At 43.4% G+C, this 13718-nt stretch carries 12 protein-coding genes and 1 tRNA gene; 2 read left to right on the top strand and 11 right to left on the bottom strand.

Going from position 1 to position 13718, the window contains the following annotated elements:
• Nucleotides 1-17: 17 nt before the first annotated feature.
• From SMUL_RS02515 to torA, 3 genes are all read right to left on the bottom strand, one after another.
• Nucleotides 18-704: a response regulator transcription factor gene (locus SMUL_RS02515; RefSeq protein WP_025343687.1), complete on the bottom strand. Its 687-nt coding sequence runs from the start codon at nucleotides 702-704 to the stop codon at nucleotides 18-20.
• A 100-nt stretch (nucleotides 705-804) separates the two neighbouring features.
• A complete protein-coding gene (locus SMUL_RS02510) occupies nucleotides 805-1365 on the bottom strand; it encodes a hypothetical protein (protein WP_025343686.1) in 561 nt (186 codons plus the stop codon).
• Between the two features lie 3 nt (nucleotides 1366-1368).
• Entirely contained in the window at nucleotides 1369-3918 is a 2550-nt protein-coding gene (gene torA, locus SMUL_RS02505) for a trimethylamine-N-oxide reductase TorA (RefSeq protein WP_084613065.1), read from the bottom strand.
• Nucleotides 3919-4207: 289 nt separating this feature from the next.
• Between torA and SMUL_RS02500 the strand changes: the two genes are divergently transcribed.
• A complete protein-coding gene (locus SMUL_RS02500; protein WP_025343684.1) occupies nucleotides 4208-5560 on the top strand; it encodes an MATE family efflux transporter in 1353 nt (450 codons plus the stop codon).
• Here SMUL_RS02500 and SMUL_RS02495 read toward each other — a convergent pair.
• A complete protein-coding gene (locus tag SMUL_RS02495) occupies nucleotides 5536-6807 on the bottom strand; it encodes a nitroreductase family protein (RefSeq protein ID WP_025343683.1) in 1272 nt (423 codons plus the stop codon). The two genes, SMUL_RS02500 and SMUL_RS02495, sit on opposite strands and share 25 nt — an antisense overlap.
• A 236-nt stretch (nucleotides 6808-7043) precedes the next feature.
• Between SMUL_RS02495 and SMUL_RS02490 the strand changes: the two genes are divergently transcribed.
• Nucleotides 7044-7883: an aldo/keto reductase family protein gene (locus SMUL_RS02490; protein ID WP_025343682.1), complete on the top strand. Its 840-nt coding sequence runs from the start codon at nucleotides 7044-7046 to the stop codon at nucleotides 7881-7883.
• Here the strand turns inward: SMUL_RS02490 and yedA are convergent.
• From yedA to SMUL_RS02455, 7 genes are all read right to left on the bottom strand, one after another.
• Entirely contained in the window at nucleotides 7872-8813 is a 942-nt protein-coding gene (yedA, locus tag SMUL_RS02485; protein WP_025343681.1) for a drug/metabolite exporter YedA, read from the bottom strand. The two genes, SMUL_RS02490 and yedA, sit on opposite strands and share 12 nt — an antisense overlap.
• A 20-nt stretch (nucleotides 8814-8833) precedes the next feature.
• Nucleotides 8834-9286: an Lrp/AsnC family transcriptional regulator gene (locus SMUL_RS02480; RefSeq protein ID WP_025343680.1), complete on the bottom strand. Its 453-nt coding sequence runs from the start codon at nucleotides 9284-9286 to the stop codon at nucleotides 8834-8836.
• A gap of 176 nt (nucleotides 9287-9462) precedes the next feature.
• The gene (locus SMUL_RS02475; protein WP_025343679.1) at nucleotides 9463-10671 is read right to left on the bottom strand and encodes an OprD family outer membrane porin; all 1209 of its coding nucleotides are present in this window, start codon (nucleotides 10669-10671) and stop codon (nucleotides 9463-9465) included.
• A 213-nt stretch (nucleotides 10672-10884) separates the two neighbouring features.
• Nucleotides 10885-10961 (bottom strand) — tRNA-Arg (locus SMUL_RS02470).
• A 118-nt stretch (nucleotides 10962-11079) separates the two neighbouring features.
• Entirely contained in the window at nucleotides 11080-11901 is an 822-nt protein-coding gene (locus SMUL_RS02465; RefSeq protein ID WP_025343678.1) for a MetQ/NlpA family ABC transporter substrate-binding protein, read from the bottom strand.
• Nucleotides 11902-12014: 113 nt separating this feature from the next.
• Nucleotides 12015-12695 carry a methionine ABC transporter permease gene (locus SMUL_RS02460; RefSeq protein ID WP_190278600.1) on the bottom strand — a complete coding sequence of 227 codons (681 nt, stop codon included), beginning with the start codon at nucleotides 12693-12695 and terminating at the stop codon, nucleotides 12015-12017.
• A 1-nt stretch (nucleotide 12696) separates the two neighbouring features.
• Nucleotides 12697-13656, bottom strand: coding sequence for a methionine ABC transporter ATP-binding protein (locus tag SMUL_RS02455; RefSeq protein ID WP_025343676.1), 960 nt, complete (start codon nucleotides 13654-13656; stop codon nucleotides 12697-12699).
• Between the last annotated feature and the right edge of the window lie 62 nt (nucleotides 13657-13718).

Below are 13718 nucleotides of genomic sequence, written 5' to 3'. Positions count from 1 at the left end.
AAAACAGAAAAAGAGGGCTAAACCTCAAAACTGTATCCTGATTGAGAGTGGTTTTTGATAAAACTATTGGGCAACTTTTTTCGCAGGGATTTGACCAAGGTGCGAAGGGCGGCAATGCTCATAAACTCCTCTTTCCAGACATTGACTTCAATCTCTTCGTAACTGACCACCATCCCTTTTTTGCGCAATAACAGCTCTAGAAAATCCGCCTCTTTATGGGTCAGTTCGGTCTCTTTGCCATCATCGTACACAATGTGCCTGTTTTTAAAGTCAAATTTGCAATTTTTACATTCAAGAAAAAGAGAGCGACCTGATTCAATTTCGGTCACACACAGTTTAAGAGCGCCTAAGAGTTCATCCAGTGCAACGGGTTTGATCAGGTATTTTTCGATCTTAAGCTCAATGGCACTGAGCAGATACTCTTTATCGGTATGCGCGGTAATCATTACAATGGGGGTTTTTTTGTCACTCTTACGAATCTCTTTGACCATATAAAGCCCATCTTTTTTAGGCATTCTCAGATCGGTCAGAATGATGTCGGGACGTTGTTCGTAGTACAGATCAAGAGCCTCTTCGCCATCTCGCGCCTCAAGCACCTCTTTGAGATAGTACGAAAGCGTGTTTGCCATGGGCTTTCGAATACCCTCTTCATCTTCGGCGTACAGCATGCGCAAAGATTTGAGTTTTTCCAGCCAAAGTTCCATCTACTATCCTTTGAAATGATGTTACATGTAAAGATTTTAGCCTATTTTATCTTTGGAGCGTATGAGATTCCTTCGCCTTTACAGGCGAAGGAAGGCAAATCTACTTATAGTTTTGCAGATACTTCATAATCGAATATTTCTCGTCTTTGGAAAGTGCGGCTTGCTCACCCATCGCTTCAAGAATGCTTGGCCATACATTGGCATCAAACTCATTCTCAGCATGAAGGGCATGGCAGGTACCGCATTTGGCGCTAAAAAGATCTTTACCCGCTTGTAAAATACTCCCTTTATCTTTGCCAAGTGCGCTGGTGACAACAAAGCCTTTGACTGTCACATGCGACCAAACAGTGCCATATTCATCTGTTTTTTCGCCGATGATTTTAACTGCGCTGGGTTTCGCCGTCTCGAATCCAACGATCAGTACCCCCGTTTTTTCATACACAACGCCACTGTCTTTAGGCTGATAGCCTGTAAATTCAACTTCGGTGTACTCGCCGCTTTTTGAGAGCTCTTTTACCTCAGCCGAGACGATCAATTCGCCCAAAGCCTCTTTAGCACTCGCATCGGAAAACAGAGGGCTATTTTTGCTCATAAACGATCCGCCCGCCCCAAAAAGGAGCGACGTGAGGCAGAGCATTCCAAGTATCTTTCTAAACAACATGAATTACATTCCTTTCATCACAGGGGCTTTAAAGATGCCAATGGCAGGTATTTCCCCTTTGAATTTTTCAATCTCGACCAGCGCTGTGGCTTGATTGCCTTGGGCAAGTTCGGAGGTTGGAACATCGGCGATAAGGACATTGACATCACCATGCACACACAATGAACCAATTTTGCCTGGCTCTTTAGGATCGTACCAAGCGCCCTCTTGCATTCTTACAACGCCTTCCATCACGGCTTCAGTCACGACAGCGCCACCAAGCACTTGTCCGCGTTTGTTAAAGATGCGCACGACATCGCCATTTTGAATGCCTCGTTTGGCGGCATCTTTAGGGTGCATCCAGATAGGCTCTCTGCCTTGAACCTCTTCAAGATCACGAAGCCATGTGTTATTGAGCTGTGAGTGAAGGCGGTATTTTGGGTGTGGAGAGACAAGATTGAGTGGGAACTCTTTTGCCACGGAACTACCAAGCCACTCCATCGGCTCAAACCATGTTGGATGCCCTTTGCACTCTTTGTACCCGTATCCTGCAATTTTTTTCGAGAAAATCTCGATCTTACCGGATGGCGTTCCCAAACGGTTGGTCACAGGATTGTCTCTAAAGGTTTTGTACTTAATGAAATTTTTAGCCGCTTCAGGTGTCTCAAACTTCACAAACCCTTTCTCCCAAAATTCATCAAAGGCAGGCATCGCAACGCCTGATTTTTTTGCTTTGTTGTAAGACTCATCATAAAACGATTTGATCCACTCCATTTTACTTTTACCCTCGGTAAACGCCAACACTTCAGCAGCACTAAAACGTCTTAGGATGTTCACAAAAATGTCAAAATCATCCATCGCTTCACCGACGGGTTCAACTGCTTTTTTCATCGCAAAAATGTAGCTGTTGGTGTGCGATTTGGTAATGTCATTGCGCTCTTGCTCTGTTGTTGCAGGAAGCACGATGTCTGCCATTCGCGCCGTTGCTGTCCAAAAGCACTCGTTCACCACAAAGGTCTCAAATTTTTGCCACGCTTTGATCATACGGTTACGATCTTGGTGGTGATGGAAAGGATTTCCGCCCGCCCAATACGCCATTTTCAAATCAGGATAGGTGAGTTTTTTACCATCAAATAAGATCTCACGACCTGGATTTTCCAAACATTCAACGATACGCGAAACAGGAATCACAGGAATTTTACGTTGTTTCCAAGGACCATCCACTTTAGAGTTGACACTAATGCCTGTTAATCCAGGAGATGCAGCAGGAGCATCCGCACTTGCTGCAGCGCCTTGGCTACCATTGCCCATTTTGACATCGCTTAAAGGATTGCCAGTAGCAGCTGCTGGGGCAGGAACACCACCATCTGAGTAGTGATACGCACATCCAAATCCTCCACCAGCAAGTCCGATCTGACCGAGCATACTCGCAAGCGTGATCAGCATCCAGTGAGGTTGCTCCCCATGGTGCGCTCTTTGGAATCCCCAACCGCCCATGAGCATCGTACGTTTTGAGGCAAACTCTTTAGCAAGCATTTTGATCACACTTGCCTCCACACCACAAATTTTAGCCGCCCACTCAGGTGTTTTGATGACTTTATCCTCACCCTCACCTAAAAGATAGGCTTTGAATTCCGCAAAACCGCTCGTGTATTTTTCCACAAACTCTTTGCTGTAGAGATTTTCACTGTACAGATAGTGCGCCATTCCCAGCATCATCGCAACGTCGGTCGTTGGACGCACTTTAATGTGCTCTGCTCCAAAATACATCGCAGTGTTGTTATAGACGGGATCGATGCAGTAGAACTTGATATTGCGTTTTTTAGCCTCAGCTTTGAGCTGTTTCATATACTCATACGATTGATGGTCAGGCACGCCCCACGCAATTTGGTTGGTATTGATAGGATCACTGCTCCAAAAAACGATACATTCAGAATTCGCAATGAGATTTGGATACGCGGTTTGTTGGTTACTCGACTCATCGCCACCCGTTACATAAGGGGTGATCGCACGAATTGCATGGGTTGAGTAGGTCAAGGTACGTGACGTGTAGCCACCTGCAACGCCTAACATTCTGCCGACCAACGCTTGTGGGTTGTTGAGACTTCCTACACAAAACCAACCGTAACTTCCTCCAAAGACAGCATCAGGACCATAACTTTTATAGACACGTTTGAGCTCATCGGCGATCAAATCAAAGGCTTTTTCCCATGAAACACGGACATATTTGTCTGAGCCACGTTTGCTTTTATCGCTTTTATACCCATTTTTCAAATACCCCTCACGAACGCATGGGTATAAGATACGATCTTGCGCATAGGTACGCGCTGGAAGCCCTTGAATCAAGGTGCTAGGATAGCTGTCACCCTCAAACGCTTCCACACTTTCAAAGCGACCGTTGCGCACTTTGGTCTTAACCGCACCAAAGTGTGAGGCACTCACACCATCAACGCCATCTTGCAAAATAGAATCTCCCACCAAAGGAATCGCTTCAGCACTTACCGTCGCTACAGCAACACCTGCCGCAGCACCGCCTACTTTTAAAAACGATCTTCTGTCCATATTCTTTGTCATTGTGTTCTCCTTAGATTGAACGATTTTTCATACTGGAAACATGCAAACCTTAAATAAAAATTACATTTATTGTGTAGTTTTTATTTTTATAAATGAAGCTTAACGAAATAAAATGAGGAATTAATGAGTGTATTTGGTGTAAATATCGTTAAAATTCTGCCTCGAAAGAGGCAAGCTTTAGCGCCATAGTGGCTAACGTAGACTTTTAAAGCTTTGCTTCAAAAGTCGTTATTAAAAATGAGCTCTTTTAAAGCCCTAAAGCGTTATGATAAAATCAAAAAGAGCCTGCATGGATTCAACGTCACTGACCCATAAACCTATCCCATTGCTTTTGCGTCAACTTGCCATTCCTTCGAGTCTTGGGATGCTTTTTAACACCTTGTACAACATCGTTGACACCTACTATGCGGGGCTTATCTCCACCGAAGCACTCGCAGCACTCTCCGCCTCTTCATTTCTCTTTTTTTTCATCATTGGAATGGCATACGGGGGAACGAGCGCTTTAACCGCACTCATTGGACATGCGTATGGGAGACAGCACTTCTTTCTTGCAGGTATTATCGCTAAAAAAGGGGTTGCGCTGGTGGTGACTGTGGGCGTTTTTTTGGGGCTTTTAGGGTTTTGTTTTGCCTCGGAGCTGCTCACATGGATCGGCACGGAGGAGCGTTACCACGCATTAGCAGTTAGTTACATCGAGGTGATTTTGCTGGGCACCTCTTTTTTCTTTGCCAATTTTGCGCTCAACAGTGTTCTGTTTGCAACAGGCGATACCAAGAGTTACCGAAACACCCTCATTTTTGGCTTTTTTGCCAATATTGTATTTAACCCTCTTTTCATTTACGGCTGGGGATTTATTCCTGCGATGGGCATCGGTGGCATTGCGTTTGCCACGGTTTTAGTCCAAGCGATTAATGCAGGGTATCTTCTGTATAAAAGCCTTAAAACTGGGCTGATTGGCTTTACATGTAAAGCGCATTTTTACCCCGATCGCCGCATCTATAAGACTTTTTTCACCCAAGCGATGCCACCAGGACTCAATATGCTGATGATGTCGTTTGGCGCCCTCATTGCGCTTCATTTTGTCACACAGTATGGCTATCAAACGGTGGCGGGCTATGGCATTGGGTACCGCGTGGAGCAGTTGATGTTACTGCCTTCTCTTGGCATTAGCAGTGCGGTGCTGAGTCTTGTGTCCAACAACATGGGCGCAGGCAAATTTGAGCGGGTGCATCAGACACTTTTTTACGCGCTTGCGTATGGTTACACCCTCAGTTTCATCGGCATGGGCGTTTTGTGGTTTAGCGGAGAGTGGTTGGTCTCGCAGTTTGACCCCAGCGTGGAAGTGATACGTTCTGGCACAACTTACATCTATGTGATGCTCTTTCTCTTTTTCGGTTACGTGACCCATTTTTCGTGTGTCGCCACCTTGCAAGGCATCAAAAAACCTGCGATGATTTTCTACGTCGGATTCTTCCGCCAAATCTTAGCGCCGAGCATTGTGTTCGCGCTGTGTGTAAACTATTGGGAGCTCTCCTTTGTCTGGATGTGGATAGGTCTTGGAGGCATTGTGTACAGTTCGGCTCTGTTTTTACTCGTTTACACCTACCGTCAACTGCCTCATCGACCGATCGCAAGGGCGTAGAGAATCATGCCCTGCGTGTCCAAAAACGCCATTACCTCTTCATCATAATACGCGCCAATACCACTGCACCCAAAGCCCATGTATTCACTCATCACATAGAGTCGATGCCCGATAATCCCCGCTTTTTGCACCATCGCTTGGTAGTTTTTATCCTCGTTCCCGACTAAAAAGAAGGTAACACCGCTCTCTTCGCCTAAGGCTTGCTCCAAGCAAAGATACCCTGCTTTACGTGCAAAATCACCGCTTTGCAGATAAACACCCTCCTTCCAAACGCCTTGCCACATCCCCTCAACGCGGTTGATGATCGCATAGATTTCCACCACGGTATCGCAATCACTCGCAATGGGCTGGGTTATAAATTCCATGACAGCTAAAAACTCCTCTTTAGTAATGGGCTTTTGGGCAAAATCACGAATGGAGCGACGCTTCCAAATCGCTTGCATGAAACGCTCTTTATCCACGTTAAACGCAGCCATTATTGTCGTTTGCTTCTTGGGTGAAAGTTCACATGTTGCGTCATACACCGCTTCCACACGCGCATTGGCTTCAAAAAATCCTGTGCCATTGACATACGGCAAGCTTAGCACTGGCGCTTTACATGTAAACGTTTCCTCTTCCTCTCCAACGATGGCTGAGGAGAGAAAAAACTCTTCTTGCGTGAACCCAAAAAGCGTGTTTAAACCCTTTTTATCTATGGTGTAAGCAATGCGGTATGACTTTGCACTCAGCAGACACGAAGCCTCAAGTGCGCCTATCATGTGTCCTGTGTCGTGCAAACAGTAGCGAAATGCGCGGTCTTTGTACTTCCATGAGGAGCGATAGTACAAGGTTGAAAATAAAAAGACAAACCCTTTGATTTTCTTTACATGTAAAAAGCTCTCAACGCCTTCATCCTCAGGCAATGGGTACAACAACACCAACGACGTTTCATAAGGGCAGAGATGGTAAATGCCGTTTTCAAACCCTTCCACACCTCGTATCTGCACATAAATTTCGGTCGGGTACAGTGCCCCAGCACTGGGATTGGTGCGCAGAGCGTAGGTGACGCCTGGGTAGCTTTTTTGTGCGGTGATACCGCCAATCAAATAAAAAAAGCGGTGCTCTGGGTTGCTCTTATCAAGCGGAATGCGCGTAAACGTTTCAGGGTAAAGTTTAAATTGTTTGGGTGGATGATCCCAGTCAATGCTGTGAGACTTAGTGCGCACAGAGTTGTATGTGTGCATCGTTTGGGCATGGTAAGACAACATCGTGACTCCTTTGTGTTATCCTACACTCTCCTCTCTCTAGAACGCTTTATATGTAAGGTTTAATCTTACATGTAAAGCACCCTTAAAAATTTGTTTGTATACAATGAATCTCTAATAGAAACAAAAGAACGCTTCTGCCTCGAAAGAGGCAAGCTTTAGCGCCACAGCGGCGTAGCGTAGGTTTTTAGGCTTTGCCTAAAAACCGTGATTAAAATAATAGACCAAAGGAGCTCATTATGCACTACATTACCACCAATCGAAATTTACAAATTCCGTCCATGCTTTATGGCACAGCGTGGAAAAAAGAGCGCACAGCAGATCTGGTCGCCTTAGCACTTGAAAGCGGCTTTAGAGGCATTGATACGGCGTGCCAGCCTAAGCATTATGAAGAAGCACTCGTCGGCGAAGGGTGTGCTCGTTTTTATGCCACTGGAGGCAAGCGAGAGGATCTTTTTCTGCAAACCAAGTTCACACCACTGAACGCTCATGACTCCCAAAGGGTTCCATACGACTCACACGCCTCGTTAGAAGAGCAGATTCTCACGTCGTGTCATGTCTCCAAGCAAAATTTGCAAACAGACTATCTGGACTCTTTTTTATTGCATTCGCCCCTTTTCCCTTATGTCAATCTACTCAGTGCGTGGAAAGTCCTTGAATCGCTATTCGACAAAGGAGATGTCCGTCATATCGGCATTAGCAACTGTTATGATTCTTCGTTGCTGCACAAACTCTTTGAAGATGCACGCATTAAACCCTCCATCGTTCAAAACCGTTTTTACGCCGATGTTCATTACGATACAACGCTTCGTGCATGGGCAAACGAAAAAGGGATGATTTATCAGAGTTTTTGGACGCTGAGTGCCAATCCGCACATTTTACATTCGCTCATTCTTCAAGAAATTGCCCAACATTACAGCAAAAGTGCTGCGCAAATTTTCTACCGTTACGTGATGCACCAAGGCATTATTCCTCTTAATGGAACAACCTCCGCGCAGCACATGAAAGAGGATTTAAGCATCGGTGAGTTTACGCTCAGCCCTCTTGAGATAGAGCGCATTGATGCGCTACTTGTGTGATCTTTTTTTGGCTTTTGAGAGGGTGATCATCACCACCGCGCTGATAATCAACACCGTCGCGATTAATGCTTTCACACTTAGCACTTCATCGGCAAAAAAGTATCCTAAAAAAAGTGCGACCATCGGATTGACAAAGGCATAGGTTGAGGCAAGATAGGGTGAGACATTTTTTAAAAGCCACACATACGCACTAAAGCCCACCAAAGAGCCAATAAAGACTAAATATGCCACAGCAAACAACGAGCGTGAAGAGAGCATTTCTATATGAAACTGTTGCCATTCGCCAAAGAGCGTTGCGACGATGATTAAAACCAAGCCACCTGAGAGCATCTGCATGGCAGTTGAGAGCATCACCGAAGTTGGGAGTATTGCTTTTTGAGAATAGATAGAGCCTAATGACCACAATATTGCCGCTAAGAGTGTCAGCAATAGCCCAAATGTATCAAAGTGAAGATGCGTTTGCTGAGAGGGAAACATCAAAATCACCACACCGACAAAGCCAATGAGGGTTCCTATAAGCGTGCTTCTATTGGGTCTTGTTTGACTTTTCAGTAACCATGCGATTACAATCATCCACAAAGGAACCGTTGCAATCACAATCGCAGCAATTGAGGAAGGAATCGTTTTCTCAGCAATCACCACAAGTCCGTTACCACCCAAAAGCAGCAACGTGCCAATGATCGTGGTATCTCTCCACTCAATAAGTTTGGGATGCTTTTTCTCTTTCACCACGACAAAACCATACAAAAGCGCCCCCGCGATGAGGAAGCGAATCCCCGCCATTAAAAAAGGTGGAAAGGTTTCGATGGCAATTTTAATCCCCAAATAGGTACTGCCCCAGACAATATACACGCTCAACAATGCCACGACAGTCATAATGGTTTTTTTGTATTCTAGCGTTAGATTTTCGTTTACATGTAAAGCGTTCATGCTTATTTCCCTCTTCAATTTTACAGTTCACTAAAGCCGTTTTCATGCAGGGTTGAGAGAATAAACGTGGTCGATGTCTCATACACTTCAGAAAACGTTACCAGTTCATCCAAAAAACGTGTAATATCATCTGGAGAACTCACGCGTACTTTTAACACCATGCACCACTCGCCTGCTAAACGCTGGCACTCTAAGATAGCACCGTTCTCAATAGATATGTTGAGAATTTTTGCAGTAATCTGTTGAAACGATTGGCATTTCACCTTGACAAAGATAAACGCTTGAATTTTTTGCTCCAACATGCGCCAATCAATAATGGCGCGATACCCTTTGATCACCCCATTTTTCTCAAGCTTAGCCACACGCTGATGCACAGCAGGTCTTGAGATATGAACCAGCTTTCCAATCTCTTCATGGGAAAGCCTACCCGTGTGTTCCAGTAATTTTAGAATTTGTACATCAAGTTCATCCATCGTTTTCTCCTGTAAAAGTATAACGGATTGAGTTTGTTATGAGACGAATCGTTTTAGTAAGTGATAAATTAAAACATTTCGTTAGTATATAATAGATTATGTGACGTATCGTAATGATTAAGGGAGAAGAAAACGAGGTAAGCGGTGATCGAGATCACCGCTTTTACGCGCACGTATTAAAATTTATACGCGGCTTTAAATCGAAATTCGTTGGTATCTGTAGCGCCACTATCCGCACTTAAATCCTCATATTGAGCCTCAACTACGAAACCTTTTAAAGAACCATCAAATGCATAACTTGTATAAAAGTTAATCGTGCTGTAATCTTTGCTTGCTGCACCTGAAGCTTTTGGAAGGTCTACACTAACATAACGTGCGCCAATTTTTGCTTGAGATGTAATTGCATAGTTAGCATCGATGGCATATGCCTTTGCATCTGCACTGTAATCACCACCGGTGATAACATTTGCAGTATAAAGGATATCAGAACCGCCTCCTAAACCTGCATTGCCACTTGTACCATCAGCTCTATCGTCTTTATCCACTTTAGAATAGGCGACATAAGTCTTTAAACCACTAAAGCCAAAGCTTGCTTTTAAGCCATAAAACCCTGAATCATCTCTACCTATAAGTGTGTCGTAATTAATAATATCGTATTGTCCTGATAATCCGTATGCAAACTCACCCGCTTTACCAGCATACGCAAGTTCTCCATAGTAAATATCTGCAGCATCCGTTACTTCAGCCCATTGACCAGTAATGGTTAATCCAGCGATTGATTTATTAATTGCTAATAACGTATAAGCACCGTTGTCTCCAACTTTCTCAAAATCTGCTACATCACCTGCTCCGTCCGTTCTAGCTTGAAATTTATCAACATAACCTGCTACCAATGTGGTTTGAGGAAGATCAGTATTGATGATCGTAGCACCTTGAAACGATTGTTTGATCATACGAGAACCACTACCTGCAACCAATGGAGTAGAGATGAATTGACGACCTACTTTTGCCGTTGTCTTGCCGATAGCGTACTGAACATACATTTCAGAAAGCACAGCACCTGAGCCGTACATATCACCTTTAAATAAATCCTTACCTGTTCCTGTCTCTCCAATGGCACCATCAGCAAAAGGTGCATAGTTAGACTGGAATGTCGCACCTAATTTAAAACCGTAAAAAGAGTCCGTGACATAACCAAGAACAACACCCACATTGAAGATATCCGCATCTTTGCCTGGACCTTTATCTCTGTCAAAATAGTAAGCGCGAAGCTCTCCACTTACTTTACCATTTTTAAAAGCGTCTGCTAATGTATCTGCTGCGAATGAGCTGGACGCAAGCCCTGCAACTACGATTGCCGCCAAGCTAAGTTTAGCTAGTTTCATACGATCTCCTTAGACTTTTGTTTAAAAAACAGCAGGAGTTTATCAGAAGAATTTTTGAGTTTCAATATTATTTTTAAGCCTATTTTTAACTTTTGACCCTTTTGTAACCAAACCGTAATTGGGCTGTAACCATTTCAAAAAATTGAGGGGAAAGTGCTTTTTTATTACTTACATGTAACTGTATTTTTAGATAAAAAGAGGAGGATACAAGGGTGGTGTCCCCAGCGCGATTCGAACGCACGGCCTCAGAATTAGGAATTCTGTGCTCTATCCAGCTGAGCTATGAGGACATTTGAGTGATTTTATGTGGCGGGATTATAACAAAAATAGACTTAGTAAACCTAAAATAAGCAGAATCAAAGTGCACCCGAAGGTGCACTTTGATTTAGAGAATGATGCTACTGCGCGTTAAAATGCAGGAACAATAGCGCCTTTGTATTTTTCAGTGATAAATTTTTTCACTTCATCGGATTGAACCGCTTTAAGCAGTGCTTTGGTTTTGTCGCTGTTCTCATTGCCCGCTTTGACAACCAAAATATTGGCATACGGAGAATTAGCAGACTCTAGGGCAAGCGCATCCGTGCTTGGATTAAGACCTGCAGGAAGGGCGTAATTAGTATTAATCACAGCAATCGTAAAATCTTCAATCACACGAGGAAGTTGTGCCGCTTCGAGCTCTGTAAAGGTAAGATTTTTTGGATTTTCAACGATGTCAAGTTTAGTTTTGTGCTCAGCATCTTTGAGTTTGATGAGTCCTGCATTCACTAAAACATCTAAAGCGCGTCCAGCGTTGCTCGGGTCATTGGGGATTGCAACGCTATCGCCATCTTTAAGCTCAGAAAGCGCTTTAATCTTTTTAGAGTAAACACCGATTGGTTCAATGTGAATATTCCCAACGCTCACAAGCTTTGTACCTTGGCTTTTGTTAAACTCCGTAAGATAGGGTGTATGTTGAAAAAAGTTGGCATCAATCTCACCACTGTCGGTGACTTTATTGGGAATGACATAATCATTAAACACTTTGATCTCAAGTGTGTACCCTTCTTTGGCTAAAAGAGGTTTTGCAATTTCCAATATCTCAGAGTGTGGCACAGGTGTTGCCCCAACAATAATCGTTTTCGCACTTTTATCTTCTTTTGAAGTTACTTTGTCTTCACCTTTTTTATCGCCACTGCAGCCACTCAATGCAAGCACGGCTCCAACTAAAAGAACTCCTAAACGTTTATACATGTGTACTCCTTAAAATAACTAAATGTTTAGTAAACCACTTTATTTACTAAACATTTATGAAATCCTAACGTCATTCGCATTAAAAAGGACTGAATGAGACACTTCACCCAGCATTAATGCTTTACGATTTTATAGAGAATATCACCCATACTTTGAAACATCTGGACAAGCACGATCAAAATAAAAACTGTCCAAAAGATATACAGTGCGTCAAACCGGTAGTAACCATAATTCATCGCCACCGCGCCAAGACCGCCACCACCAACGGTTCCTGCCATCGCTGAGAAACCAACAATGATGATCAACGAGAGTGTAATCGCAGAGATAATGCTTGGATACGCTTCAGGCAGAAGAACGCGAAAAATGATTTGAAATTTGTTCGTTCCAAACGATTGCGCCGCTTCAATGACACTTTGATCCACCTCTTTAAAAGCACCTTCGATCATTCGAGCGATAAAAGGGGCTGTTCCAATCGTGAGCGGTACGATCATCGCAAAGGTTCCCGTATGCTTTCCGACCAAAAATTTTGTCACGGGGAATAAAACAATGATAAGGATAATAAACGGAAACGAGCGCAACATATTGATCGTGACATCTAAAAATTTATAGGTGTATCGATTAGGCGAAATGCCATTTTTATCGGTAATTATGAGCACAATCGCTAGTATAAAGCCTATGAATGTTGCCAAAAACGTTGAAACAAGGCTCATCGTGAGTGTCTCAATGACCGCATCGATGAGCACACTTTTCATAACGAAAGATTTTTCAAAAAATGTTGTGATCGTCTGTTCCATCTTAGAGTGCCTCCCAAATGACTTCTGTTTTTTCGTGCAAATAGTCTGTTATTTTTAATGAGGCTTCCTCGTCTACATTGATAACAAGTGAACCGACCACATGATCATTGAGCTTTTCAAGCTTTCCCCAGACGATATTAAAATTGATATTAAGCTCGCGTGCCATCTGGGTTACGATGGGCTGATACGAGACATTGCTGGGAAAGAAAAGCCTTATGTTGACACCCTCAGCAGGGAGTTCTTCATCTTCACCAAGAAATCGCATCATCTTTTCATCGGGTCTTAAAAAAAGATCTTCAATCCGACCCAGTCCAATCACTTTTCCATCTTCCAAAAGCAACGCACGCGATGCGACTCTTTTGACAACGTCCATTTCATGCGTAACAATGATGATCGTAACGCCCAGTTTAATGTTGATCTCTTGTAGAAGCTCTAAAATGGATTTGGTGGTATTGGGATCAAGTGCAGATGTGGCTTCATCGCTGAGAAGGATTTTGGGATTGAGTGTAAGTGCTCTGGCAATCGCAACACGCTGTTTTTGACCACCGCTGAGCTCTTTGGGATAGACAAATTTTTTACTCTCCAGTCCCACAAGATTGAGGAGTTCATCGACTCTTTTTTGAATGGCTTCTTTGCTGTAACCCCACACTTTCATAGGAAGTGCAATGTTTTCATAGACATTTTTTTGATTGAGTAACGAAAAATTTTGAAAAATCATACCAATTTGACTTCTTAGTTCATTAAGACCGCGCTCATTGAGGGTTTTAACCTCTTTGTCTAACACCATAAGATCGCCATCGCTAAAGCGTTCAAGCCCGTTGATGCAACGAAGCAGTGTTGATTTGCCAGCACCACTGTGCCCAACGATGGCAAATATTTCTCCTGCGTTTACATGTAAACTGATGTCATCTAAAACTTTTTGATCATTAAAAGATTTGCTGAGATGTTTTATATCTATCACATTGTAACCTTTATAAAAGTGTTCAAATCCAAAACACACGATTATAGCGATTTATTCATTGA

Origin of the sequence: Sulfurospirillum multivorans DSM 12446, assembly GCF_000568815.1 — a bacterium.
GTDB classification, from domain to species: Bacteria; Campylobacterota; Campylobacteria; order Campylobacterales; family Sulfurospirillaceae; genus Sulfurospirillum; species Sulfurospirillum multivorans.
The sequence above is the reverse complement of the archived record's forward strand: the minus strand, read 5'-3'. Positions and strand labels throughout refer to the sequence as shown.